Genomic DNA, 25,525 nt, shown 5'->3' on the forward strand with positions numbered 1-25,525 from the left:
GAACTCGCGCCTTTTTTTTTGCTCCAAGGCAGGGAGAAGGCGGGCCGGAGCCCGTAAGTACGATCAGGAGGTTCACGTGAACAAATCAATGCTGGTGGGTGCGGTTCTGGGTGCTGTCGGTGTGACTGCCGGAGGTGCTGTGGCGACCTACAGCTTGGTGAACAAGGGGCCTGAGTACGCCCAGGTCACCGACGTGCAGCCGATCAAGCAGCAGGTGAAGACGCCGCGCGAGGTCTGCAAGGATGTCACCGTGACGCGCCAGGCGCCGGTCAAGGACCAGCACCAGATCGCCGGTACGGTGGTCGGTGCCATCGCCGGTGGTTTGCTGGGTAACCAGATCGGCGGCGGTACCGGCAAGAAGATTGCCACCGTGGCCGGTGCGGTCGGTGGTGGCTATGCCGGCAACAAGGTGCAGGAAGGCATGCAGGAGCGTGACACCTACACCACCACGCAAACCCGGTGCAACACGGTCAATGACATCAGCGACAAGGTCGTGGGCTACAACGTGACCTATTCCATCGGTGATCAGGTGGGCAAGGTGAAGATGGATCACGAGCCGGGCTCGACCATCCCGCTGGACAAGAACGGCAAGCTGATCCTGAGCCAGAATCAGCCGGGGCAGTGAAGCTGCTTCCCTAAAAACGAAAAAAGCACCCCGAGAGGTGCTTTTTTTGTGCTCGCAATCGGCGCTTAGCGCTTCATGTGTTCCGGCAGGTGCGGCTGGATGGCAGTCAGCACGGCCTTGAAGCACTTGATGTTGCCCGCGACGATGTGGCCTTTCTCGAGGAATTCGTGGCCACCGTTGAAGTCGCTGACCAGGCCGCCCGCTTCCTGGATCAGCAGCACGCCCGCAGCCATGTCCCACTCGGACAGGCCCGACTCCCAGAAGGCGTCGAAGCGGCCGGCGGCGACATAGGCCAGGTCCAGGCTGGCGGAGCCGGCGCGGCGGATGCCGGCGGTCTGGCCGGTCAGGGCGCGGAACATGCCCAGGTAGTTGTCCAGGTCGGCCATCTGGTTGTCACGGAACGGGAAGCCAGTACCCAGCAGGGCGCCTTCCAGGCTGGTGCGCGAGCTGACGCGCAGGCGACGGCCGTTGATCTGGGCGCCACGGCCACGGCTGGCGGTGAATTCTTCCTGGCGAACCGGGTCGACGATCACGGCGTGCTCAAGGCGGCCACGGTATTTGCAGGCGATGCTGACAGCGAAGTGCGGCACGCCACGCAGGAAGTTGGTGGTGCCGTCCAGTGGATCGATGATCCACAGGTAGTCCTTGCCTTCTTCGCCGGTGCCGGCGTGCAGGCCAGTTTCTTCGCCCTGGATGGAGTGGTTCGGGTAGGCCTTGCGCAGGGCCTCGACGATGACCTTCTCGGCGGCGCGATCAACCTCGGACACGTAGTCCTTGGCCTGCTTTTCGTCGACTTTGATGCTGTCCAGGCGTTCGATGGAGCGGAAAATCAGTTCACTGGCGCTGCGAGCGGCGCGCAGGGCGATATTCAGCATAGGCTGCATGGGAAGGTCACCTGGAGATGTTAAAGAGGAAAGCCGGCCATTCTAGCAGAAATCTTTGACGACAGAAGTGTCACATTTGCTTTCATGGCGTTACGCTGGTCGGTTCTGTAAGATCGAACCCTCCTTTTTCTGCATCCGAGAGCACGACACCTTGCTGCAAAATATTCGTGTTGTCCTGGTCAATACCAGCCACCCCGGCAACATCGGCGGCGCTGCGCGTGCCATGAAGAACATGGGCTTGTCGCGCCTGGTGCTGGTGCAGCCGAAAGAATTCCCGGCCGCCGATGCCTCGGCGCGCGCCTCGGGCGCCGACGATGTACTGGCCGGCGCCCAGGTGGTCGACAGCCTCGAGCAGGCGCTGGTCAGCTGCAGCCTGGTCATGGGCACCAGTGCCCGCGAGCGCAGCATTCCCTGGCCGCTGATCGGCCCCCGTGAGTGCGGCACCAAGGCGGTGGAGCACGCCCTGGCCGGCGAGGAAATCGCCCTGGTGTTTGGTCGCGAACACGCTGGCTTGACCAACGAAGAACTGCAGCGATGTCACTTCCACGTGCACATTCCCTCCAATCCCGACTTCAGCTCGCTGAATCTGGCCGCCGCGGTCCAGGTGCTCGCCTACGAGGTGCGCATGGCCTCATTGGCGGTGCAGGACACGGCGCCAAAGGTCGAGAAGGCGGACGCCAATGAGCTGGCGACCATGGACGAAATGGAGCTGTTCTATGACCACCTGGAAAAGACCCTGGTGGACATCGGCTTCCTCGACCCAGCCAAGCCCAAGCACCTGATGCCGCGCATGCGCCGGCTGTATGGGCGCAGCTCGGTCGAGCGTACGGAAATGAGCATTTTGCGCGGCATCCTCACCGAGACCCAGAAAGTCGTTCGGGGCGAGCCGCATAAACGGAAGGACTGAACGATGTTCGAGCGTCTGCGTGAAGATATTCAAAGTGTTTTCCATCGTGACCCGGCGGCGCGCAATGCCTTCGAGGTGCTGACTTGCTACCCGGGCATGCACGCCATCTGGCTGCACCGCCTGGGCAATGCCCTGTGGAAGCGCGATTTCAAATGGCTGGCGCGGCTGGTGTCGAACTTCGGTCGCTGGATGACCGGTATCGAAATCCACCCGGGCGCGACCATCGGCCGGCGTTTCTTCATCGACCACGGCATGGGCATCGTCATTGGCGAAACCGCCGAGATCGGCGACGACGTGACCCTCTACCAGGGGGTCACCCTTGGTGGCACCAGCTGGAACAAGGGCAAGCGTCACCCGACCCTGGAAAACGGCGTCGTGGTCGGCGCCGGGGCCAAGGTGCTGGGCCCGTTCACCGTCGGTGCCGGGGCCAAGATCGGCTCCAACGCCGTGGTCACCAAGGCGGTGCCGGCCGGCGCCACGGCGGTGGGCATCCCGGGGCGGATCATCGTCAAGACCGAAGATGACGCCGTCGAGGCCAAGCGCAAGGCCATGGCCGAGAAGATCGGCTTCGACGCCTATGGCGTCAGTGGCGATATGCCCGACCCGGTGGCGCGCGCCATCGGCCAGATGCTCGACCATCTGCAGGCCGTCGACGAGCGCCTGGAGGGCATGTGTGGCGCGCTGACCCGGATGGGCAGTGACTACTGCGCCAAGGAGCTGCCGGCGCTGCCCGACGACGACTTCGCCGAAGCCTGCGTCGAGCTGAAGCAGGGCGACACTCGGTCGCATTGATTGCGCCGGCCCGATACAAGGGGCGTGTGCTCGCGCCCCTTGTCTGCTACACTCGCGGCCGCCTCCCACATGCATACCCGACTAAAGCACTAGGTCTTATAGTTGACTTAAATGCTCGGGAATCGCATACTCGCACACATCCTGTAACTCCCGTGGTACCCATACGCCATGCGACTGACTACCAAAGGCCGATACGCCGTGACCGCCATGCTTGACCTGGCGTTGCACGCGCAGCAGGGGCCGGTGTCTTTGGCCGATATTTCCGAGCGCCAGGGCATTTCCCTCTCTTATCTGGAACAGCTGTTCGCCAAGCTGCGCCGCAGCAGCCTGGTATCCAGCGTTCGCGGCCCAGGCGGCGGCTACCAGCTGTCGCGAGGCATGGAAACCATCCAGGTGGCCCAGGTCATCGACGCGGTCAACGAATCGGTCGATGCTACCCGTTGCCAGGGCCTGGGGGATTGCCACGCCGGTGATACCTGCCTGACTCACCACCTGTGGTGTGACCTGAGCCAGCAGATCCATGAATTCCTCAGTGGCATCAGCCTGGCCGACCTCGTCATGCGCCGCGAGGTGCAGGAAGTCGCCCAGCGCCAGGACCTGCGCCGTGTCGCAGGCCGAACTGCCCAGCTGGACAAGATTGAGACGTCCGCCGTCGACTGAAACTGCAGCGACGAGCGACGCCACCGCCTGATAGGAGATACTCAATGAAGTTGCCGATCTACCTCGATTACTCCGCGACCACGCCGGTCGATCCCCGTGTCGCCCAGAAGATGGCCGAGTGCCTGCTGGTTGACGGGAACTTCGGTAACCCGGCCTCGCGCTCCCACGTGTTCGGCTGGAAGGCCGAGGAAGCAGTCGAGAACGGCCGCCGCCAGGTCGCCGAGCTGATCAACGCCGACCCGCGCGAGATCGTCTGGACCAGCGGTGCCACCGAGTCCGACAACCTCGCCCTCAAAGGCGTGGCGCACTTCTATCAGACCAAGGGCAAGCACATCATTACCTCCAAGATCGAGCACAAGGCGGTCCTGGACACCGCTCGCCAGCTCGAGCGTGAAGGTTTCGAGGTCACCTACCTGGAGCCGGGTGAAGACGGCATCGTCACCCCGGCCATGGTCGAAGCCGTCCTGCGCGACGACACCATCCTGGTCTCGCTGATGCACGTGAACAACGAAGTCGGCTCGATCAACGACATCGCCGCCATCGGTGAACTGACCCGTTCGCGCGGCGTACTGTTCCACGTCGACGCTGCACAGTCGGCCGGCCGGGTCGAGATCGACCTGCAAAAGCTGAAAGTCGACCTGATGTCGTTCTCCGCGCACAAGGTCTACGGCCCCAAAGGCATCGGCGCACTGTACGTCAGCCGCAAGCCGCGTGTGCGCCTGGAAGCCATCATCCACGGCGGTGGCCACGAGCGCGGCATGCGTTCGGGCACCCTGCCGACCCACCAGATCGTCGGCATGGGCGAAGCCTTCGCCATTGCCAAGCAGGAAATGGCCGCTGAAAACGTGCGCATCAAGGCCCTGAGCGACCGCTTCTTCAAGCAGGTCTCGGACCTCGAAGAGCTGTACGTCAACGGCAGCCAGACTCAGCGCGTGCCGCACAACCTGAACCTGAGCTTCAACTACGTCGAAGGCGAGTCGCTGCTGATGTCGCTGAAGGACATCGCCGTTTCGTCCGGTTCGGCCTGCACCTCCGCTTCGCTCGAGCCGTCCTACGTCCTGCGCGCCCTGGGCCGCAACGACGAGCTGGCGCACAGCTCGATCCGCTTCTCCTTCGGCCGCTTCACCACCGAGGAAGAAGTCGACTACGCCGCGCAGAAAGTCTGCGAGGCCGTGAACAAGCTGCGCGAATTGTCGCCGCTTTGGGACATGTACAAAGACGGCGTCGACATCTCCAAGATCGAGTGGGCCGCCCACTAAGCAGTCGCCGGCAAGAGCGGCTCCCTGATGAGGAAGGAATTGCACCATGGCATACAGTGAAAAGGTCATCGACCACTACGAAAACCCGCGCAACGTCGGCAAGATGAACGCCGACGATCCGGATGTCGGCACCGGCATGGTCGGCGCCCCGGCCTGCGGTGACGTGATGCGCCTGCAGATCAAGGTCAACGAGCAGGGCGTCATCGAAGACGCCAAGTTCAAGACCTACGGCTGCGGTTCGGCCATCGCCTCCAGCTCCCTCGCCACCGAGTGGATGAAGGGCAAGACCCTGGACGAGGCCGAGACCATCAAGAACACCCAGCTGGCTGAAGAGCTGGCATTGCCGCCGGTCAAGATCCACTGCTCCGTGCTCGCCGAAGATGCCATCAAGGCCGCTGTTCGCGATTACAAGCAGAAGAAAGGCTTGGTCTAAGTCGACTGCGAGGTAAGGAGTTCCGATGGCTATCAGCATGACAGAAGCCGCCGCCAACCACATTCGCCGCTCCCTCGACGGGCGCGGCAAGGGTGAGGGCATTCGCCTGGGCGTGCGCACCACCGGCTGCTCGGGCCTGGCCTACGTGCTGGAGTTCGTCGACGAGCTCGCCGCCGAAGACCAGGTGTTCGAGAACCACGGCGTGAAGGTCATCATCGACCCGAAAAGCCTGGTGTACCTCGACGGCACCGAGCTGGACTTCGTCAAGGAAGGGTTGAACGAAGGTTTCAAGTTCAACAACCCCAACGTGCGCGGTGAGTGTGGCTGCGGCGAAAGCTTCAACGTTTGAGGCTGGCTGTGGGTACTCTTTGCCATTTCGCCCTGTTCGACCTGCAACCGGCTTTCCGCCTGGACCTCGACAAACTGGCCGTTCGCTATCGCGAGTTGGCCCGTGAGGTCCACCCCGACCGCTTCGCCGACGCTTCCGAGCGTGAGCAGCGTGTCGCCCTGGAAAAGTCCGCGGCACTCAACGACGCCTACCAGACCCTGCGCAGCGCGCCGCGTCGCGCCCGTTACCTGCTGGCCATCGGTGGCCACGAAGTGCCTCAGGAAGTCACGGTGCATGACCCGGATTTCCTGCTGCAGCAGATGCAGTGGCGCGAAGAGCTCGAAGAGTTGCAGGACGAAGCCGACCTTGACGGCGTTGGAGTGTTCAAGAAGCGCCTCAAGGCCGCTCAGGACAAGCTCAACGAGGATTTCGCCGCCTGCTGGGATGTGGCTGCAGAGCGTGAGCAGGCCGAGCGCCTGATGCGCCGCATGCAGTTCCTCGACAAGCTCGCCCAAGAAGTGCGCCAACTCGAAGAGCGCCTCGACGATTAACCCCGGCGTCGCCCGTGATGACGCCTAAGGTACTCAGATAAGCATGGCCCTACTGCAGATCGCCGAACCCGGTCAGAGCCCTCAACCGCACCAGCGCCGCCTGGCGGTGGGTATCGACCTGGGCACCACCAACTCTCTCGTCGCCGCCGTGCGCAGCGGGCGCAGCGAGCCGCTGCCCGATGACCAGGGCCAGGTGATCCTGCCCTCGGCCGTGCGTTATCTCGAAGGCCGCAGCGAAGTGGGCCAGGCTGCCCGCGCTGCCGCTTCCAGCGACCCGCTGAACACCATCCTGTCGGTCAAGCGCCTGATGGGGCGCGGCCTGGCCGACGTCAAGCAGCTGGGCGAGCAACTGCCTTACCGCTTTGTCGGTGGCGAGTCGCACATGCCGTTCATCGACACCGTCCAGGGCCCGAAGAGCCCGGTGGAAGTGTCGGCCGATATCCTCAAGCTATTGCGTCATCGCGCTGAGCAAACCCTCGGCGGCGAGCTGGTGGGTGCGGTGATCACCGTGCCGGCATACTTCGACGATGCCCAGCGCCAGGCCACCAAGGATGCCGCCAAACTGGCCGGCCTCAACGTCCTGCGCCTGCTCAACGAGCCCACTGCGGCCGCTGTGGCCTATGGCCTGGACCAGAATGCCGAAGGCCTGGTGGCGATCTACGACCTGGGCGGCGGTACCTTCGATATTTCCATCCTGCGCCTGACCGGCGGTGTCTTCGAAGTGCTGGCCACCGGTGGCGATACTGCCCTGGGCGGCGATGATTTCGACCACGCCATCGCCGGCTGGATCATCGAGCAGGCCGGGCTGTCCTCCGACCTCGACCCGGCCACCCAGCGTCAGCTGCTGCAGGCTGCCTGCGCGGCCAAGGAAGCCCTGACCGACGCCGACGTGGTCGGTGTCAGCCACGGCGCCTGGCAGGGCGAGCTGAGCCGGGCGGCTTTCGACGCCATGATCGAGCCATTGGTCGCCCGCAGCCTCAAGGCGTGCCGCCGCGCCGTGCGTGACAGCGGCGTCGAGCTCGAAGAAGTCGGCGCGGTGGTCATGGTCGGTGGTTCGACCCGGGTGCCACGCGTGCGCGAGGCGGTCGGCGCGCTGTTCGGCCGCACTCCCCTGACCTCGATCGACCCGGATCAGGTGGTGGCCATCGGTGCCGCCATCCAGGCCGACACCCTGGCCGGCAACCGCCGCGAAGGCGGCGAACTGCTGCTGCTTGATGTCATCCCGCTGTCCCTGGGCCTCGAGACCATGGGCGGGCTGATGGAGAAGGTGATCCCGCGCAACACCACCATTCCGGTGGCCCGCGCCCAGGAATTCACCACCTACAAAGATGGCCAGTCGGCCATGATGATCCACGTGCTGCAGGGCGAGCGCGAGCTGATCAGCGATTGCCGCTCGCTGGCACGCTTCGAGTTGCGTGGCATCCCGGCGATGGTGGCCGGTGCGGCGAAGATCCGCGTGACCTTCCAGGTCGACGCCGACGGCCTGCTCAGCGTCGCGGCCCGCGAACTGGGTTCGGGCGTGGAATCGAGCATCCAGGTCAAGCCGTCGTACGGCCTGACCGACGGCGAGATCGCCCGCATGCTCAAGGATTCGTTCGAGCATGCCGGCTCCGACAAGCACGCGCGCCAGTTGCGCGAGCACCAGGTCGATGCCGAGCGCCTGCTCGAGGCGGTACAGGGCGCCCTGGACGCCGATGGCGAGCGCCTGCTCAGCAGTGACGAGCGCGACGCGATCGAATTCCAGATGCAGGAACTACGTGATTTGCTGACCGGCACCGATGGCGCCGCCATCGAGCAACAGACCAAGCGTCTGTCGCAGGTGACCGATGCATTTGCCGCCCGTCGCCTTGATTCGACGGTCAAAGCCGCACTGGCCGGGCGCAACCTGAATGAGATCGAGGAGTAATCGATGCCGCTGGTGACATTCCTGCCGCATGAGAAGTTCTGCCCCGAGGGCCTGACCGTGGAAGTGCCGTCCGGGACCAACATCCTGGAGCTGGCCCACGACCATCACATCGAGATGGAAAGCGCCTGCGGCGGCGTCAAGGCCTGCACCACTTGCCACTGCATCGTGCGCAAGGGCTTCGACTCGCTTGAAGAAGCCGACGAGCTCGAAGAAGACATGCTGGACAAGGCGTGGGGCCTGGAGGCGCAGTCGCGCCTGGGCTGCCAGGTGGTTGTCGGTGATGAAGACCTCACCATCGAGATCCCCAAGTATTCGCTCAACCACGCCGCCGAAGCGCCGCACTGAGGGTCTGTACATGAGTCTGAAATGGGTTGATGTACTTGAGATCGCCATCCAGCTTGCGGAAAGCAAGCCTGAGGTCGATCCTCATTACGTGAATTTCGTCGATCTGCGCGCCTGGGTCATGGCGCTGCCTGAATTCGATGACGATCCGTCGCGTTGCGGTGAGAAGGTTCTCGAGGCCATCCAGGCGGCCTGGATCGACGAAGCCGACTGAACGCACGCTGCAGGTTAGGCAATCCCCTGGAACCCGCGTATAATTCGCGGGTTTAATTTTTCGCAACACTCAATATTCTGGAGTTTTCCATGGCTGTTCAACGTACTTTCTCCATCATCAAGCCTGACGCCGTTGCCAAGAACGTCATCGGCAAGATCACCACTCGCTTCGAAGAAGCCGGCCTGAAAATCGTCGCTTCGAAAATCAAGCAACTGTCCAAGGCCGAAGCTGAAGGCTTCTACGCCGAGCACAGCGCTCGTGGCTTCTTCGGTGACCTGGTTGCCTTCATGACTTCCGGTCCGGTTGTCGTTCAGGTTCTGGAAGGCGAGAACGCCATCGCTCTGAACCGTGAGCTGATGGGCGCCACCAACCCTAAAGAAGCTGCTGCCGGCACCATCCGCGCCGACTTCGCCGAGTCGATCGACGCCAACGCCGTTCACGGTTCGGACTCCGAAGCCGCTGCTGCTCGCGAAATCGCTTACTTCTTCGCTGCTACCGAGGTAACCACTCGCTAAGCGAAAGCTTACGAGTGAGGGTGAATCCATGACGACATCGACTGACAAGATCAACCTGCTGGGGCTTACCCTGGCGGAAATGGAACAGTTCTTCGACTCAATCGGGGAGAAGCGCTTCCGTGCCGGTCAGGTGATGAAATGGATTCACCACTTTGGCGTCGATGATTTCGCCGCCATGACGAACGTCGGCAAGGTCTTGCGCGAAAAGCTCGAGGCCGTTGCCGAGATTCGGGGCCCGGAAGTGGTCAGCGAAGACATTTCCGCTGACGGCACCCGCAAGTGGGTGGTCCGCGTTGCCTCCGGCAGCTGCGTCGAGACCGTCTACATCCCCACCGACGATCGCGGCACCCTGTGCGTGTCGTCGCAAGCCGGCTGTGCCCTGGACTGCAGTTTCTGCTCCACCGGCAAGCAAGGCTTCAACAGCAACCTCACCGCCGCCGAAGTGATCGGCCAGGTGTGGCTTGCGAACAAATCCTTCGGGACCGTCCCGGCCAAGATCGACCGCGCGATTACCAACGTGGTCATGATGGGCATGGGCGAGCCCTTGCTGAATTTCGACAATGTCATCGCCGCCATGAAGATCATGATGGAAGATCTGGGCTATGGCATTTCCAAGCGTCGCGTCACCCTGTCCACCTCGGGCGTGGTACCGATGATCGACGAGCTGGCCAAGCACATCGACGTGTCCCTGGCCCTGTCGCTGCACGCGCCGAACGATGAGCTGCGCAACAAGCTGGTGCCGATCAACAAGAAGTACCCGCTGAAGATGCTGCTGGAGTCGTGCATGGGCTATATGTCCACCCTCGGCGGCAAGCGCGTGCTGACCATCGAGTACACCCTGCTCAAGGACGTCAACGACCAGCCCGAGCACGCTGCGCAGATGATCGAGCTGCTGCGCGACGTACCGTGCAAGATCAACCTGATCCCGTTCAACCCGTTCCCGCACTCCGGCTACGAGCGGCCGAGCAACAATGCCATCCGCCGCTTCCAGGACCTGCTGCACCACGGCGGCTTCAACGTGACCACGCGCACCACCCGCGGTGACGACATCGACGCCGCATGTGGCCAGCTGGTGGGCCAGGTCAACGACCGTACCCGCCGCAGCGAGCGCTACATCGCCGTACGTCAGCTGGCCGCCGACGAGCCGCAAGACAGCGCTGCGCGCCCCTGACGAGCACCTGCCCCATGAGCCTGCGCACCGCGCTGTCGATCCTGACGCTTTCGCTGCTGGCCGGCTGCGTGTCCGGCGGCGCGGGTGACCCCCTGGCTAACCGCCAGGGTCGCGAGGCGGCAGGGCAGGCCTATGTGCAGTTGGGCCTGGGGTATTTGCAACAAGGTTTGACCGAACGCGCCAAGGCCCCTCTGGGCAAAGCCCTGGCCCTCGACGCCCGCGACGCCGATGCCCACGCGGCGCTCGCCCTGGTATTCCAGGCCGAGGATGAGCCCGCGCTGGCCGGCGAGCATTTCGACAAAGCCCTGGCCATCCGCCCGGATGACACGCGAATCCGTAACAACTACGGCGGTTTCCTATATGCTCAGGGCCGTTTCGACGAAGCCCACGCAATGTTCCTCCAGGCTGCCGCCGATACCCTGTATCCTGAGCGTTCGCGCGTCTACGAGAACCTCGGGCTCACCGCCTTGAAGCGCGGGCAGGGCGCTCAGGCCCGCGAATACCTGGAAAAGGCCCTTCGGCTCAATCAGCGGCAACCGAAGGCTTTGCTCGAAATGGCTGAGTTGTCCTACGAAAACAGGCATTATGTGCCGGCCCGGGATTATTACGATCGATTCAGCCAGCTGAGCGAACAGAATGCCCGCAGCCTGCTGCTGGGCCATCGCCTGGCACTTGCCCTTGACGAGCAGGGCACCGCGGCCCGCTTGGGCCAGCAATTACAACGACTTTATCCCGGTACGCCGGAATATCAGCAATACCTGTCGGAGCAACGATGAAAGCCGCGCACACTGAAGTAGCAGCAGCGACTCGCCAGAACCCCGGTGACGTCTTGCGCCAGGCCCGCGAAAAACGCGAATGGAGCCAGGCCGAGGTCGCTCGCAAGCTCAACCTCACGGTATCTTCGCTGAACAACCTGGAAAACGGCGCCTTCGACAAGCTGCCCGGGCATACCTTCGCCCGTGGCTACATCCGCGCCTACGCCAAGCTGATGGACATGGACCAGGCGCCCCTGGTCGAGGCCTTCGACCAGATCACCGGCACCCACGCCCAGGGTAGCGAAGTGCACGCCCTCGGCCGCATCGAAGAGCCGGTGCGCCTGTCGCACAACATCCTGCGCGTGGTCAGTCTGTTGCTGCTGGTCGCGGTGGTCGGCGGCGGCTTCTTCTGGTGGCAGGACCAGAGCAGCCTGCGTGGCAAGGACCTGGCCAAGATCGCCCTGGAGCACGTCGAGGTCGAGAGCGCCGACGGCACCACGCAGATTCACCCGCTGGACGAGCCGGAAGACCAGGCCGTGAGCGCGGGCCAGCAGGCCGAAGGCCAGGCCCTGCCGCTGGAGCCGAGCAGTGCCGAGCAGGCAACGGTCGCCGAGGCCCAGGCGCCAGTCGCCTCCGTTGCGCCTGCCACGCCAGCCAGCAGCACCGCGCCGACTGCCGCCGCGCCTGTGGCACCGGTTGTCGCGCCAGCCGCTCCGGCCGTGGCCGCGCCTGTCGCCGCCGCGCCAGCCGCACCCGTCGCGGCCACCACACCGGTCGCACCGGCTGCGCCCGCTGAAGCCGCACCGGCTCCGGCCGGCAGCGCCAAGGTTCATATCCAATTCACCGCCGATTGCTGGACCCAGGTCTCCGACGGCAACGGCAAGGTGCTGTTCAGCGCCATCAAGCGCAAGGGCGACAGCCTGGAACTGACCGGCAAGCCACCGTTCGCGGTGCGCCTGGGCTTCGCCCGTGGCGCCCAGGTGAGCTACAACGGCCAGGCGGTCGATGTCGCCCCGTTCACCAGTGGCGAAACCGCTCGCCTGAAGTTGGGACAGTAAGTCATGCACGGCGAATCTCCGATCAAACGTCGCGAATCCCGCAAGATCTGGGTCGGCAATGTGCCGGTGGGTGGTGATGCGCCCATCGCGGTGCAGAGCATGACCAACACCGACACCAACGATGTCGCCGCCACCGTGGCGCAGATCCAGCGCCTGGTCGATGCCGGCGTGGACATCGTGCGGGTCTCGGTACCGGACATGGACGCCGCCGAGGCGTTCGGCAAAATCAAGAAACTGGTCAGCGTGCCGCTGGTCGCCGACATCCACTTCGACTACAAGATCGCCCTGCGCGTGGCCGAGCTGGGTGTCGACTGCCTGCGCATCAACCCGGGCAACATCGGCCGCGAAGACCGTGTGCGCGCCGTGGTCGATGCCGCCCGCGACCGCGGTATCCCGATCCGCATCGGCGTCAACGCAGGCTCCCTGGAAAAGGACCTGCAGAAGAAGTACGGCGAGCCGACCCCGGCGGCGCTGGTCGAATCGGCGCTGCGTCACGTCGAGCACCTCGACCGTCTGGATTTCCAGGACTTCAAGGTCAGCGTCAAGGCCTCCGACGTGTTCATGGCCGTCGAAGCCTACCGCCTGCTGGCCAGGCAGATCATCCAGCCGCTGCACTTAGGCATCACCGAAGCCGGTGGCCTGCGTTCGGGGACGGTGAAATCCGCCGTCGGCCTAGGTATGCTGCTGGCCGAAGGCATCGGTGACACCATCCGCATTTCCCTGGCCGCCGACCCGGTCGAGGAAGTGAAGGTCGGCTACGACATCCTCAAATCGCTGCACCTGCGTTCCCGTGGCATCAACTTCATCGCCTGCCCGAGCTGCTCGCGGCAGAACTTCGATGTGGTCAAGACCATGAACGAACTGGAAGGGCGCCTGGAGGACCTGCTGGTGCCGCTGGACGTGGCGGTGATCGGTTGCGTGGTCAACGGCCCGGGCGAAGCCAAGGAATCGCACGTGGGCCTGACCGGCGGCACGCCGAACCTGGTGTATATCGACGGCAAGCCATCGCAGAAGCTGAACAACGACAACCTGGTCGACGAGCTGGAAAAGCTCATCCGCCAGAAAGCGGCCGAGAAGGCCGAGGCCGACGCGGCGCTGATCGCCCGTGGCTGAGACACAGAATTCGTAAGGACTATTCGTGAGCAAATCGCTGCAAGCCATCCGTGGCATGAACGACATCCTGCCCGACCAGTCGCCGCTGTGGCGCTACTTCGAGGGCACCGTGGCCGGCTTGCTGGACAGCTACGGCTACAGCCAGATCCGCACGCCGATCGTCGAGTTCACCGAGCTGTTCAAACGCTCCATTGGTGAAGTCACCGATATCGTCGAAAAAGAGATGTACACCTTCCAGGACAACAAGGACTCACTGACCTTGCGCCCGGAAGGCACCGCCGCTTGCGTGCGCGCAGTGCTCGAGCACGGCATCATCGGTAATGGCCAGGTGCAGAAACTCTGGTACGTGGGCCCGATGTTCCGCCACGAGCGCCCGCAGCTGGGGCGCTACCGGCAGTTCCACCAGATCGGTGTCGAGGTGTTCAACCTGGCCGGCCCGGATATCGACGCCGAACTGATCATGCTCACCTGGCGTCTCTGGGCGTTGCTGGGTATTCAGGACGCAGTGACCCTGGAACTCAACAGCCTCGGCACCAGCGAAGCCCGCGCGCGCTATCGCGATGCATTGGTGGAATTCCTGTCCCAGCGCATCGATCAGCTGGACGAAGACAGCCAGCGCCGCCTGAAGAGCAATCCGCTGCGTATTCTCGACAGCAAGAACGCAGGCACCCAGGCTGCCCTGGTGGGCGCGCCGAAGCTCGAAGAGTACCTAGACGAAGAGTCCCGCGTGCACTTCGAGGGCGTGAAGGCGCGTCTTGATGCTGCTGGCATCCCGTTCGTGATCAACACCAAGCTGGTACGCGGCCTGGACTATTACAGCAAGACCGTGTTCGAGTGGGTCACCGACAAGCTCGGTGCCCAGGGCACGGTCTGCGCTGGTGGCCGCTACGATGGCCTGGTCGAGCAGATGGGTGGCAAACCGACCACCGGCGTTGGCTTTGCCATGGGTATCGAGCGTCTGCTGCTGCTGATCGAAACCCTGGGCCAGGTGCCTGAGTCGATCAGCCGTACCATCGACGTCTACCTGTGCACCTTTGGTGAGCAGGCCGAGCTGGCTGGCCTGAAGATCAGCGAGCAACTGCGTGATCGTCTGCCGAACCTGCGCCTGGCGGTCAACGCCGGTGGCGGCAACTTCAAGAACCAGTTCAAGAAAGCCGACAAGAGCGGCGCGCTGTTCGCCCTGATCCTCGGCGACGACGAACTGGCCAAGCAAGAGATTGGCGTGAAGCCCCTGCGTGGCCAGGGCGAGCAACAGAATATTGCCTGGGATGCTCTGGCTGAGCACCTGGAAACCGCGATCGCGCAAGCGTAACGCGGTTCAACAAGCGAATAGGCGAAAAGGAGTATTGGGGTGTCGAGTACCGATGATGATGATCTGGCAGGGGTCAAGGACTGGTGGAACCGCAACGGCAAGCCGCTGCTGACCGGTGCCTTGCTGGCCGGCGTGGTGGTGATGGGCTGGCAGACCTGGCACAAGTACCAGGCCAACCAGTCGCAAGGTGCCTCGGCGCTGTACCAGGCCCTGCTGGAAACCTCGCTGACGCCAGATGGCAAGCCTGACGCCGGCAAGGTGGCCGAGCTGTCCGGCAAGCTCAAGAGCGAGTTCGGCGGCACTGCCTATGCCCAGTACGGCAGCCTGTTCGTCGCCAAGGTAGCGGTCGAGAGCGGCAAGCTGGACGACGCGGCGAGCGAACTCAAAAGCGTGATGGACAAGCCGGCCGACGCCACCCTGAGCGAGATTTCGCGCCAGCGCCTGGCCCGTGTGCTCGCGGCCCAGGACAAGGCCGAGGACGCCCTCAAGCTGCTCGACGGCGACACCGACAAGGCCTTCCTGGCCAGCCGTGAAGAACTCAAGGGCGACCTGCTGGTGCAGCTGGGCCGCGCCGACGACGCGCACGGCGCCTACGAAAAAGCCAAGGCCGCGCTGTCCGACGACGCCGCGATCGGTGGCCTGCAACTGAAGCTGGATGACCTGGCCAAAGGGGACGCCTGAAGTGAAGGGTTGGAAACAAGCAGCAGTGCTCACCCTCGCCGTTCTGGCGGCGGGTTGCAGCAGCAACAGCAAGAAGGAACTGCCCCCGGCCGAGCTGACCAAGTTCACCGAGGAAGTGGTACTGAAGAAGCAGTGGAGCCGTTCGATCGGTGACGGCCAGGGTGAGACCTACAACACCCTGGTGCCGGCTATCGAGAACGACCGCATCTACGCCTCCGACGTCAACGGCGAGGTCTTCGCGCTGAACCGCATCACCGGTGACGTGGTGTGGAAAAAAGACCTTGAGCTGCCGGTATCCGGCGCCGTGGGCGTGGGCTACGGCCTGGTCATGCTGGGTACCCTCAAGGGCGAGGTCATCGCCCTGGACTCCAGCACTGGCGAGGAGCGCTGGCGCTCGCGCGTCTCCAGTGAAGTGCTGGCACCGCCCGCCAACAATGGCGACGTGGTGGTGGTGCAGACCCAGGACGACCGTCTGGTCGGCTTCGACGCCGCCACTGGTGACCGTCGCTGGATCTACGAGAACAGCCCCGCTGTACTGACCCTGCGTGGCACCGGCGCGCCGGTGGTGACCAACCGCCTGGCCGTGGCCGGCCTGTCCACCGGCAAGGTGGTGGCGGTCGACATCAGCAACGGCGTGCCGGTGTGGGAAAGCCGCGTGGCCGTTCCGCAGGGCCGTTCCGAGCTGGACCGCGTGGTGGACATCGACGGCGGCCTGCTGCTGTCCGGTGGCACCCTGTACGTCGGCACCTACCAGGGCCGCGTCGCCGGCCTGGACCTGGACAGCGGCCGCGTGCTGTGGCAGCGCGATGCCTCCAGCTACGTGGGTGTCGCCCAGGGCTTCGGCAACGTCTATGTCAGCGAAGCGTCGGGCACCGTGCAGAGCGTCGACGAGCGTTCTTCCAGCTCGCTGTGGAGCAACGACTCCATGGCCCGCCGTCAGTTGTCGGCACCGGAAGTGTTCTCCAGCTATGTGGCTGTCGGTGACTTCGAGGGTTACCTGCACCTGCTCAGCCAGGTCGATGGCCGCTTCGTCGGCCGTGAGCGTATCGACAGCGATGGCCTGCGCGCCCGCCCACTTGTGGTCGGCGACACCATCTACGTCTTCGGCAACAGCGGCAAGCTCGAGGCACTGACCATCCGCTGAAGCTATGCTTGAGCCCGTTCGCGGGCTCAGGTTGCGGCGTAGGAAACGCCGCCCGAACTCCGGCCGCTGCCTTGCAGCGGCCTTTGCATTTTCAAGAATTCAAGAGTGGAGAGCCGCATGGTTCCCGTAATCGCCCTGGTGGGCCGCCCCAATGTCGGCAAATCCACCATGTTCAACCGCCTGACCAAGACCCGCGATGCCATCGTCGGTGACCTGTCGGGCCTGACCCGTGACCGCCAGTATGGTGATGCCAGCTGGCAGGGTCGCTCGTTCATCCTGATCGACACCGGTGGTATCACCGGCGACGAAGTGGGCATGGACGAGAAGATGGCCGAGCAGTCGCTGATGGCCATCGAGGAAGCCGACTACGTATTGTTCCTGGTCGATGCCCGTGCCGGCATGACCGCCGCCGACCAGATGATCGCCGACCACCTGCGCAAGCGGAACAAGTCGGCCATCCTGGTGGCCAACAAGATCGACAACATCGACCCCGACATCGCCCGCGCCGAGTTCTCGCCGCTGGGCATGGGCAACGCCATCCCGGTGGCCGGTTCCCAGGGCCGCGGCATCAACGCCCTGATGGAGTCGGTGCTCGGCCACATTCCGCGTGACGCCGAAGAAGAAGCCCTCGACCTGGAAGTCGCCGAAGGCGAAGAGGCCGTGCGCATTCCCGGCCCAAGCGAGAAGGACGGCATCAAGATCGCCATCATCGGCCGCCCGAACGTGGGCAAGTCGACGCTGGTCAACCGCATGCTCGGTGAAGAGCGTGTGGTGGTGTACGACGAGCCGGGCACTACCCGCGACAGTATCTACATCCCGTTCGAGCGTGATGGCGAGAAGTACACCTTCATCGACACCGCCGGTGTGCGCAAGCGCGGCAAGATCCACGAGGAAGTCGAAAAGTTCTCGGTGGTGAAGACCCTGCAGGCGATCAAGGACGCCAACGTGGTGATCTTCGTCATGGACGCCCGCGAAGGTGTGGTCGACCACGACCTCAACCTGCTGGGCTTCGCCCTCGACGCCGGCCGGGCGATCGTCATCGCACTGAACAAGTGGGACGGCATGGAGCCGGGCGAGCGCGACTATGTGAAGACCGAGCTCGAGCGCCGGCTGTTCTTCGTCGACTTCTGCGACATCCACTTCATCTCCGCCTTGCACGGTACCGGTGTTGGCCACCTGTACAAGTCGGTGCAGGCCGCGTTCAAGTCGGCGGTCACCCGCTGGCCGACCAGCCGCCTGACGCAGATCCTCGAAGACGCCATCAGCGAGCACCAACCGCCGCTGGTCAACGGCCGTCGCATCAAACTGCGCTATGCCCACCTCGGTGGCGCCAACCCGCCGCTGATCGTGATCCACGGCAACCAGACCGAGAAGGTGCCCAAGTCCTACTCGCGTTACCTGGAGAACACCTACCGCCGCGTGCTCAAGCTGGTCGGCACGCCGATCCGCATCGAGTACAAGGGCGGTGAGAACCCGTACGAGGGCAACAAGAACACCCTCACCGATCGCCAGGTCAACAAGAAGCGCCGCCTGATGTCGCACCACAAGAAGGCCGAGAAGAAGCGCCGCGACAAGCGCTGATTCCGTGCTGGCTTCATCGCCGGCAAGCCGGCTCCCACAGCGTCTGCGCAAGCGACAATACCTGTGGGAGCCGGCGTGCCGGCGATAGGGCCCTTTGATCCACCGCAATCCCCCTATTGTTTCAACCTTTTTCCTGACCGCTCGTTCCGCTATGCTCGGATCCATTCCCGTGCCGGACAAACCCCAGGAAAGAGGGCTCCATGATCCGCAGCAAACTGCCGAACGTCGGCACGACCATCTTTACCACCATGTCGCAACTGGCCATGCAGACCGGTGCGCTCAACCTGTCCCAGGGCTTCCCTGACTTCAACGGCCCCCAGGCCCTGCTCGATGCCGTTGGTCGCCATGTGGCCGCCGGGCATAACCAGTATTCGCCGATGACCGGCCTGCCAGCCCTGCGCCAGCAGGTTGCAGCCAAGATCGCCCGGCTGTATGGCGTGGCGGTGGATGCCGATCAGGAGGTGACCATCACCCCGGGCGCCACCGAGGCGATCTTCTGCGCGATCCAGGCGGTGATCCACCCCGGCGACGAGGTAATCGTCTTCGACCCCAGTTACGACAGCTACGAGCCGTCGGTGGAGCTGGCTGGCGGGCGTTGCGTGCATGTGCCGCTGCGCGACGGCAGCTTCAGCATCGACTGGCAGAAGTTCAGCGATGCCCTGAGCCCACGCACGCGCATGGTCATCCTCAACTCGCCGCACAACCCCAGCGGCGCGTTGATCAGCCGTGACGACCTGGACCAACTGGCCGCGTTGATAGGCAACCGCGATATCTACCTGATCAGTGACGAAGTCTACGAGCACCTGATCTACGACGGCGTGCGCCACGCCAGCGTGCTGGCCCACGAACAGCTGTACAGCAAAGCCTTCGTCATCAGCTCGTTCGGCAAGACCTACCACGTCACCGGCTGGAAGACCGGCTACGTGGTCGCGCCACCGGCGCTCAGCGCCGAGCTGCGCAAGGTGCATCAGTACGTCAACTTCTGCGGTGTCACGCCGTTGCAGTGCGCCCTGGCCGACTTCATGGCCGAGCACCCTGAGCACATCGACGAACTGCCGGCCTTCTACCAGGCCAAGCGCGACCTGTTCTGCGATTTGCTGCAGGCCTCGCGCTTCACCTTTACCCGAACCCCGGGCACTTACTTCCAGCTGGTGGACTATTCGCAGATCCGCCCCGACCTGAACGATGTCGACATGGCCCTGTGGCTGACCCGCGAGCATGGCGTGGCCAGCATCCCGGTGTCGGTGTTCTACCAGCAACCCATCCCCGAGCAACGCCTGGTACGCCTGTGCTTTGCCAAACGCGAGGAGACGCTGCGCCAGGCAGCGGAGAAACTATGCGCGATCTGAGCCAACTGCCGAACCTGAAAATCGCCCTGGTGCAGACCACCCTGGCCTGGCACGACCGCGAGGCCAACTACGCGCACTTCGAGGAACTGATCACCCAGGCCGGCGAGGTGGACCTGGTGGTCCTGCCGGAAATGTTCACCACCGGGTTTTCGATGGAGTCCGAAAGCCTGGCCGAGCCGGAAAACGGCCCGACCTACAAATGGCTCAAGGCCCAGGCGAAGAAAGCCAACGCCGTGATCACCGGCAGCGTGATCATCCAGGCTGCCGACGGCAGCCATCGCAACCGGCTGCTGTGGGCGCGGCCCGATGGCGAGATCCTGCACTACGACAAGCGCCACCTGTTCCGCATGGCCGGTGAGCACAAACACTACACCCCGGGCGAGCGCCAGGTGCAGTTCGAGCTCAAGGGCTGGCGGATTCGCCCGCTGATCTGCTACGACCTGCGCTTCCCGGTGTGGAGCCGCGATGCCCAGGACACCGACCTGCTGCTGTACACCGCTAACTGGCCGGCGGCGCGGCGCCTGCACTGGAACCGGCTGCTGCCGGCACGGGGTATCGAAAACCTGTGCTTCGTGGCGGCGGTGAACCGGGTTGGCACCGATGGCAAGGGCTTCGCCTACTCCGGCGACAGCCAGGTGCTGGACTTCCAGGGTGAGAGCCTGCTCAGCGCGGGGGAGGCGGACGGGGTGTTCACCGTGGTGCTGCGGGCGGCGGAGCTGGCGGCGTATCGGGCGCGGTTCCCGGCCAACATGGATGCCGATACCTTCGAACTGCATTGAGGGCCAATCGCGGGGCAAGCCCGCTCCCACTCGTGGGAGCGGCGGTGCGCCGATGCGACTTGCCCCGCGATGCTTTCAGGCTTCAGTACACATCCCGGCGATAGCGCCCATCCTCGATCAGTTGCTGCACTGCCGCTTCACCCAGCATCCCCTGCAACGCAGCATCCACCCCGGCCGCCATGCCGTGCAGGCTGCCGCAGACATACACGCAAGCGCCGTCATCGACCCAGCGCTTGAACTCGGCGGCCTGCTGCAACAACACGTCCTGCACATAGATTTTCTCGGCCTGGTCTCGGGAGAAAGCCAGGTCCAGCCGTTGCAGGTCGCCGCTTGCCACCCAGCCTTGCAGTTCCTCACCGCACAGCAGATCGTGCGCCCGGTTACGCTCACCGAACAGCAGCCAGTTGCGCTGCTCACCCGCCGCAATACGCGCCTTGAGCAGGCTGCGCAGGCCGGCCAGGCCGGTGCCGTTGCCGATCAGCACCAGAGGGACCGATCCGCTGGGCAGATGGAAGCCGCTGTTGCGACGCAGGCGTGCGCTGACGTTGCCATCGAGTGGCAGATACTCGGTCAGCCAGCCGGAACCCAGGCCCAGGCTGCCATCGGCGTGGCGCTCCTGGCGCACGATCAGTTCCAGCACGCCGTCGCTGGCGATGGATGCAATCGAGTACTCGCGAGCGGCCAACGGGATCAGTGCGTCGACCAGTGCCTGTGCATGCAGGCCCACCAGGTGTTCGCGGCCAGCCGGCAGTTGGCGGCTGGCCAGGGCCTGCGCCAGGCTTTCCTGCAAGCCGTCGAGCTGGACCGGGCTGCGTGGGTCAAGGCCCAGGCCTGCCAGAAAGGCATCGACACGGGACTGGCCGTTGCGCGGCAGGATCTCGATCAGGTCACCGGCTTCCCAGGTCGCGGGCATTTGCGCCTGCAGGCCCAGCAGATACACCGGCGCGCCCTGGCTACCCGGGTTGAGCAGTTCACGGCGCAGCAGGCACCAGTTGCCGAAGGTCGGCGGCTGCCAGGCGGCGACGGGGCGGGCGCCGGCCAGTTGCGTCAGTTCCTGTTGCCACAGTTGCAGCGCGGCGGGGTCGGCATTGTCCACTTCCACCGGGCTGAAGGCGCAGGTGGCGCCGCGTTCGCCGAGCCAGGCCTGGAGGCGGCGGGCGAAGCCGCAGAAGTGCGGGTACTGGCGGTCACCCAGGGCCAGCAGGGCGTAGTCCAGGTGTTCCAGTGCCCAAGGTTGGCCGAGCACCTTGCGTTCGAAGCCGCGTGCGCTGTCCGGGGCTTCGCCGTCACCGAAGGTGCTGACCACGAACAGTGCGCGGTCGGCACTGCGTAGTTGGGCTTCGCCCAGCTCGGCCAGCGGGCGGACCTGCACCGGCAGGCCGGCGGCTTGCAGCTGGCCGGCGCTCTGCCAGGCCAGCTGTTCGGCGAAACCGCTCTGGCTGGCGAAGCCGATCAGCCAGCTGTCGCCGGCGTTGCCCTGATCACCCACCGCGCCACGGGCGGCGCGCACCTGGCGTTTCTTGCGGCGGCGGTCGAGGTACAGCAGCCAGCCGGTGACGAAGAACAGCGGCATGGTCAGGCTGGCGAGGGTGACGATGATGCGCCCCGGCAGGCCGAAGTACTCGCCGACGTGCAGGGCATAGACGCTTTGCAGCAGTTGCGCCTTGAACGACTTGTCGGCATAGCGTTCGTGGCGCTTGACCTGGCCGCTGGCCGGATCGAGGGTGAGGGTGTTGAAGGCCCGCTCGTGCTCGGCGCCCCGCAGCAGGTAGAACAGCGTCGCGGGCTGGCCGCCGGCCGGCGGCAGGCGCAGGTTGTAGGTGGCCAGGTCCGGGCCTGCGGCTGCCTTGAGGTTGGCCCAGATGGCGTCATAGTCCACCACCCGTGGCGGGGCGTTCTTGTCCACTTTGGGCGGACCATGACGACCGCCACGGCCTTCGCCGCGTTTCTGCTCGCCCGCTGCGGGCGGGTCGGCCAGCAGCCGGTTGAGGCCCTCGCGGTACCACTCGTAGGACCAGAACAGCCCGGTCAGGGCGAACAGCAGGTAGAACAGCAGGCACCAGGTGCCGAACACCGCGTGCAGGTCCCAGTTGAAGGCGCGGCCTTTCTTCGCCCAGTCCAGCGTCAGCCAGGTGCGCCAGTTCAGGGCCTTGCGCGGCCAGCGCAGGTACAGCCCGGAGAGGCAGAAGAAGATCAGCATCAGGGTGCAGGCGCCGGTGATCTGCCGGCCGGTGTCGCCCATGGCCAGGAACCGGTGCAGGTTGAGCATGAGGTTGAAGAAGCCAAGGCCTGCGACGTCGCCCTTGAGCTCGCCGGTGTACGGGTCGGCGTAGCGCAGCGCACCGCGCCGCTCGCCGGGTGCCGGGGTGAAGAAGATCCGCGCCGCGTTGCCGTCGCGGGTATCGACCCAGAGCATGGAGACCTGGTCGCCTTGCGCGGCCTCGACCCGACGCACCAGCTCGGCCGGCGGCAGCACGCCTTCCTGGCGTACCTCGACCTTGAGCACCTCGGCGTTGAACGCGCGCAGCAGTTCTTCCTGGAACGACCAGATCGCGCCGGTGATGCCCATCAGCGCCAGCACCAGGCCGGCAGTGATGCCAAAGAACCAGTGCAATTGGAACAGCGTCTTCTTCACCACATCGATCACCTTGTCTTGCCGCCAGCAACTGCGCGGCGTGCATTATGCCTTGATACGCAAAAGCCCCGTTCAAACCAATGAACGGGGCTTGGGCAAGCGCCTTTAGAAGTGGACGCTGGTGGTCAGCAGCGCGGTGCGCCCCGCCGCCTGGTTGGCGAAGTGGGTGGAGAACGCCTTGTCGTAGTAGACCTCGTTGGTGAGGTTCTGCACGTTCAGCTGCAGGTCGATGTTCTTGGTCAGCTTGTAGGCGGCCATGGCGTCGTAGCGTACGTAGCTGTCGACCATGGTGGTGTTGGCCACGTTGCCGTACACGTCGTCGACGTAGAAGGCGCCGCCGCCCACGGTGAACTTCGGCGTGACCTGGTAGGTGGTCCACAGGCTGGCGCTGTTGTTCGGGGTGTTCGGCAGCTGGTTGCCGTCGCTGGCCTTGCCCAGGGCGCCACCGTCGATCTGGCGGGCCTGCATGTAGGTATAGCCGGCGAACACCTGCCATTTCTCGGTGATCTTGCCGCTGGCCGACAGCTCGATGCCCTGCACGCGGGTTTCACCCACGTTCTCGTAGGAGGTGGTGCCTACCTGCACCCGTGCGTTTTCTTTCTCGGTGCGGAACAGCGCGGCGGTCAGGGCCAGGCGCTCGTCGAGCAGGTCCCACTTGGTGCCGATCTCGTAGTTGGTGGTCTCTTCCGGCTCCATGTCGCTGCTCAGCAGGTTGCCGGAGCGGTCGGTGGTGTTGCCCAGCGGGTTGCCTTCCTGGCCTTCGTTGAGCAGCGCGCCCGGCGGGGTCGCCGAAGTGGCGTAGGAGACATAGATGCTGCCGTTGTCGGCCGGTTTCCACACCAGGCCCAGCTGGCCGGTGATGAACTCGCTGGTGTCCTTGCCCTTGGCGGCAACGCCCTTGCTGTTCACCGTGGTGCTGCCGTCGGCATTGTAGCCGCGGTACTGGGTGTCGAAGTGGTCGTAGCGCAGGCCCATGTTCAGCAGCCACTGCGGGGTCAGCTCGAGGGTGTCGAACACGTAGAGGGCGCGGGTGTTGCTCTTGGTGTTGGTACCGCCGTAGTTGCGTGCGATGGAGCCACTCCACGGATCATCCGGGTTCGGGTTGCCCAGCGAGGTGCAGTTGTAGCCGCTGCCGGGGCCGATCATGCCGGGGGTGCAGGTACTGGACGTCGCACCGCCGGTATTGGTGTTGACGTCGTAGCTTTCGCGGTTGCTCTCTTCACGGCTCAGTTCGATACCGGTGGAGAAGCTGTTCTTCATGCCGCCAACATAGAACTCGCCGAACAGGTCGGTCTGGTTGGTGGTGGTGGACGTGTTGCCGACGCGGGTGTTGGCACGGCGCCAGACACTGCCGTTGTTGACGTTGCCCTTGCTGTCGTCGGGCTGGGTCAGGATGTAGTCCTGCATGCTGTTGCCGTGGCGCAGGGTGTTCTTGATGGTCAGCGCGTCGGTCAGGTCGTGTTCGATGGCGAAGGTGGCGATGTCCACGCGCGATTTGCGGAAGTCTCGGCCGGTGAGGCCGTAGAAGTTGTCGCTGTCACCGCCTGCATAGGGTTTGCTCGGGTGCGCCGAGGTGCGGTTGCCGGTGCCGCCAGCCGGGACGGTATAGGGAATGCCCGAGTCCGGCAGGTCGTCGCTTTCCAGGTGGTAGTAGTCGAGGTTGACGCGGGTCGGCGTGCCCAGGCCGAACGCCAGCGACGGAGCGATGCCCCAGCGGTCGTAGTTGACCTTGTCGCGGCCGGCGACGTTGCTCTCGTGGGTCATCAGGTTCAGACGCCCGGCGACGCTGTCGCTGAACTGGTAGTTGCCGTCGAAGGTGTAACGCTGGGTCTGGTCGCTGCCCCAGGTCCAGGCGCCGTCCAGCGAGTTGCCCAGGTGCGCGCGCTTGCTCACCAGGTTGATGGTGCCGCCGGCCGCACCGCGACCACCAATGGCCGAGTTCGGCCCCTTGGCCACTTCGACAGACTCGATGGCGAAGATTTCGCGGGTCTGCGCGCCGGTGTCGCGCACGCCGTCCAGGTAGGTGTCGCCCTGGGCGTCGAAGCCACGGATGAACGGACGATCGCCTTGCGGGTTGCCGCCTTCGCCGGCACCGAAGGTGATGCCGGGCACGGTGCGCAGGGCGTCCTGCAGGTTCAGGGCGTTGGTGTCCTTGATCACCTGCTGCGGGATCACGGTGACCGAGCGCGGGGTGTCCACCAACGGCGCGGTGTACTTCTGCGATGAGGCCTTCTCGACCTTGTACTCGGTGCTCGCCTGTTCGGCCTTGCCGTTGACGCTGGTGGCGTCGAGGGTGACGGCATTGCCGGCGGCCGGGTCGGCGGCATAGGCCGAGGTAGCGGTGATCGCCATGCCGATGGCGGAGGCGAGCAGACGTGGTGAACTCACAGCAGATGGTACGTGGCGCATTGTTATGAACCTTCCCCAAGGTATGAAGGCCGCGGATGTTAATGTAAGCGAATGTAAGGAACAATTGAGAAGCGTTACCATTCGACGGGAATTTACATTCTTTACAATTTTGCCTTACGGTT

At 64.4% G+C, this 25,525-nt stretch carries 25 protein-coding genes; 22 read left to right on the forward strand and 3 right to left on the reverse strand.

Going from position 1 to position 25,525, the window contains the following annotated elements; genetic code table 11:
* The first annotated feature begins 76 nt into the window (after nucleotides 1-76).
* Nucleotides 77-625: a glycine zipper 2TM domain-containing protein gene (locus tag ABZO33_RS18180; RefSeq protein WP_102682081.1), complete on the forward strand. Its 549-nt coding sequence runs from the start codon at nucleotides 77-79 to the stop codon at nucleotides 623-625.
* Nucleotides 626-690: 65 nt separating this feature from the next.
* Here the strand turns inward: ABZO33_RS18180 and suhB are convergent, their stop codons facing one another.
* The gene (suhB, locus tag ABZO33_RS18185) at nucleotides 691-1,509 is read right to left on the reverse strand and encodes an inositol-phosphate phosphatase (protein ID WP_038706773.1); all 819 of its coding nucleotides are present in this window, start codon (nucleotides 1,507-1,509) and stop codon (nucleotides 691-693) included.
* A gap of 151 nt (nucleotides 1,510-1,660) precedes the next feature.
* Between suhB and trmJ the strand changes: the two genes are divergently transcribed.
* The 21 genes from trmJ (at nucleotide 1,661) to ABZO33_RS18290 (ending at nucleotide 20,359) form a co-directional block, all read left to right on the forward strand.
* Entirely contained in the window at nucleotides 1,661-2,416 is a 756-nt protein-coding gene (gene trmJ, locus ABZO33_RS18190) for a tRNA (cytosine(32)/uridine(32)-2'-O)-methyltransferase TrmJ (RefSeq protein WP_414537145.1), read from the forward strand.
* A gap of 3 nt (nucleotides 2,417-2,419) precedes the next feature.
* On the forward strand, nucleotides 2,420-3,208 hold the full coding sequence (cysE, locus tag ABZO33_RS18195; protein ID WP_046854250.1) for a serine O-acetyltransferase: 789 nt from the start codon (nucleotides 2,420-2,422) through the stop codon (nucleotides 3,206-3,208).
* A gap of 168 nt (nucleotides 3,209-3,376) precedes the next feature.
* A complete protein-coding gene (gene iscR / locus ABZO33_RS18200; protein ID WP_023630639.1) occupies nucleotides 3,377-3,868 on the forward strand; it encodes a Fe-S cluster assembly transcriptional regulator IscR in 492 nt (163 codons plus the stop codon).
* A gap of 44 nt (nucleotides 3,869-3,912) precedes the next feature.
* Complete coding sequence (locus tag ABZO33_RS18205; RefSeq protein WP_046854251.1) at nucleotides 3,913-5,127, forward strand: IscS subfamily cysteine desulfurase; 1,215 nt, start codon at nucleotides 3,913-3,915, stop codon at nucleotides 5,125-5,127.
* A 46-nt stretch (nucleotides 5,128-5,173) separates the two neighbouring features.
* Nucleotides 5,174-5,560, forward strand: coding sequence for a Fe-S cluster assembly scaffold IscU (gene iscU, locus ABZO33_RS18210; RefSeq protein ID WP_023630637.1), 387 nt, complete (start codon nucleotides 5,174-5,176; stop codon nucleotides 5,558-5,560).
* Nucleotides 5,561-5,585: 25 nt separating this feature from the next.
* Entirely contained in the window at nucleotides 5,586-5,909 is a 324-nt protein-coding gene (gene iscA / locus ABZO33_RS18215; RefSeq protein WP_023630636.1) for an iron-sulfur cluster assembly protein IscA, read from the forward strand.
* An 8-nt stretch (nucleotides 5,910-5,917) separates the two neighbouring features.
* The gene (gene hscB / locus ABZO33_RS18220; protein WP_414537146.1) at nucleotides 5,918-6,439 is read left to right on the forward strand and encodes a co-chaperone HscB; all 522 of its coding nucleotides are present in this window, start codon (nucleotides 5,918-5,920) and stop codon (nucleotides 6,437-6,439) included.
* Between the two features lie 43 nt (nucleotides 6,440-6,482).
* Nucleotides 6,483-8,345 (forward strand): Fe-S protein assembly chaperone HscA, encoded by a 1,863-nt coding sequence (gene hscA, locus ABZO33_RS18225; protein WP_414537147.1) that lies wholly within the window; start codon nucleotides 6,483-6,485, stop codon nucleotides 8,343-8,345.
* A gap of 3 nt (nucleotides 8,346-8,348) precedes the next feature.
* A complete protein-coding gene (gene fdx / locus ABZO33_RS18230) occupies nucleotides 8,349-8,690 on the forward strand; it encodes an ISC system 2Fe-2S type ferredoxin (RefSeq protein WP_279806983.1) in 342 nt (113 codons plus the stop codon).
* Nucleotides 8,691-8,700: 10 nt separating this feature from the next.
* The gene (gene iscX / locus ABZO33_RS18235) at nucleotides 8,701-8,901 is read left to right on the forward strand and encodes a Fe-S cluster assembly protein IscX (RefSeq protein ID WP_023630071.1); all 201 of its coding nucleotides are present in this window, start codon (nucleotides 8,701-8,703) and stop codon (nucleotides 8,899-8,901) included.
* A gap of 89 nt (nucleotides 8,902-8,990) precedes the next feature.
* Nucleotides 8,991-9,416 carry a nucleoside-diphosphate kinase gene (ndk, locus tag ABZO33_RS18240; protein WP_008092560.1) on the forward strand — a complete coding sequence of 142 codons (426 nt, stop codon included), beginning with the start codon at nucleotides 8,991-8,993 and terminating at the stop codon, nucleotides 9,414-9,416.
* Nucleotides 9,417-9,444: 28 nt separating this feature from the next.
* A complete protein-coding gene (gene rlmN, locus ABZO33_RS18245; RefSeq protein WP_028689594.1) occupies nucleotides 9,445-10,587 on the forward strand; it encodes a 23S rRNA (adenine(2503)-C(2))-methyltransferase RlmN in 1,143 nt (380 codons plus the stop codon).
* A 14-nt stretch (nucleotides 10,588-10,601) separates the two neighbouring features.
* Nucleotides 10,602-11,363 carry a type IV pilus biogenesis/stability protein PilW gene (gene pilW / locus ABZO33_RS18250; protein ID WP_414537148.1) on the forward strand — a complete coding sequence of 254 codons (762 nt, stop codon included), beginning with the start codon at nucleotides 10,602-10,604 and terminating at the stop codon, nucleotides 11,361-11,363.
* Complete coding sequence (locus tag ABZO33_RS18255) at nucleotides 11,360-12,400, forward strand: RodZ domain-containing protein (RefSeq protein WP_414537149.1); 1,041 nt, start codon at nucleotides 11,360-11,362, stop codon at nucleotides 12,398-12,400. Before pilW ends, ABZO33_RS18255 begins: the two co-directional genes overlap by 4 nt.
* Before the next feature lie 3 nt (nucleotides 12,401-12,403).
* Entirely contained in the window at nucleotides 12,404-13,513 is a 1,110-nt protein-coding gene (gene ispG, locus ABZO33_RS18260) for a flavodoxin-dependent (E)-4-hydroxy-3-methylbut-2-enyl-diphosphate synthase (protein WP_023630055.1), read from the forward strand.
* Between the two features lie 25 nt (nucleotides 13,514-13,538).
* Nucleotides 13,539-14,825 carry a histidine--tRNA ligase gene (gene hisS / locus ABZO33_RS18265; RefSeq protein ID WP_414537150.1) on the forward strand — a complete coding sequence of 429 codons (1,287 nt, stop codon included), beginning with the start codon at nucleotides 13,539-13,541 and terminating at the stop codon, nucleotides 14,823-14,825.
* 39 nt (nucleotides 14,826-14,864) lie between these two features.
* The gene (locus ABZO33_RS18270; RefSeq protein WP_414537151.1) at nucleotides 14,865-15,506 is read left to right on the forward strand and encodes a tetratricopeptide repeat protein; all 642 of its coding nucleotides are present in this window, start codon (nucleotides 14,865-14,867) and stop codon (nucleotides 15,504-15,506) included.
* Entirely contained in the window at nucleotides 15,481-16,650 is a 1,170-nt protein-coding gene (bamB, locus tag ABZO33_RS18275; RefSeq protein ID WP_414537152.1) for an outer membrane protein assembly factor BamB, read from the forward strand. Before ABZO33_RS18270 ends, bamB begins: the two co-directional genes overlap by 26 nt.
* Before the next feature lie 117 nt (nucleotides 16,651-16,767).
* Nucleotides 16,768-18,231 carry a ribosome biogenesis GTPase Der gene (gene der / locus ABZO33_RS18280; RefSeq protein WP_046854258.1) on the forward strand — a complete coding sequence of 488 codons (1,464 nt, stop codon included), beginning with the start codon at nucleotides 16,768-16,770 and terminating at the stop codon, nucleotides 18,229-18,231.
* Nucleotides 18,232-18,431: 200 nt separating this feature from the next.
* A complete protein-coding gene (locus ABZO33_RS18285; protein WP_414537153.1) occupies nucleotides 18,432-19,580 on the forward strand; it encodes a pyridoxal phosphate-dependent aminotransferase in 1,149 nt (382 codons plus the stop codon).
* Nucleotides 19,568-20,359, forward strand: a complete 792-nt coding sequence (locus ABZO33_RS18290) for an amidohydrolase (protein WP_046854260.1) — start codon at nucleotides 19,568-19,570, stop codon at nucleotides 20,357-20,359. Before ABZO33_RS18285 ends, ABZO33_RS18290 begins: the two co-directional genes overlap by 13 nt.
* Nucleotides 20,360-20,441: 82 nt before the next feature.
* On the opposite strand, the gene ABZO33_RS18295 is transcribed toward ABZO33_RS18290, so the two are convergent.
* Together ABZO33_RS18295 and ABZO33_RS18300 are read right to left on the reverse strand one after the other, a co-directional pair.
* Nucleotides 20,442-22,997, reverse strand: a complete 2,556-nt coding sequence (locus ABZO33_RS18295; protein WP_414537154.1) for a PepSY domain-containing protein — start codon at nucleotides 22,995-22,997, stop codon at nucleotides 20,442-20,444.
* A 102-nt stretch (nucleotides 22,998-23,099) separates the two neighbouring features.
* Nucleotides 23,100-25,403, reverse strand: coding sequence for a TonB-dependent receptor (locus tag ABZO33_RS18300; RefSeq protein ID WP_414537155.1), 2,304 nt, complete (start codon nucleotides 25,401-25,403; stop codon nucleotides 23,100-23,102).
* Nucleotides 25,404-25,525 lie beyond the last annotated feature (122 nt).

The organism is Pseudomonas sp. CAM1A (genome assembly GCF_047501685.1).
Classification (GTDB): Bacteria; Pseudomonadota; Gammaproteobacteria; order Pseudomonadales; family Pseudomonadaceae; genus Aquipseudomonas.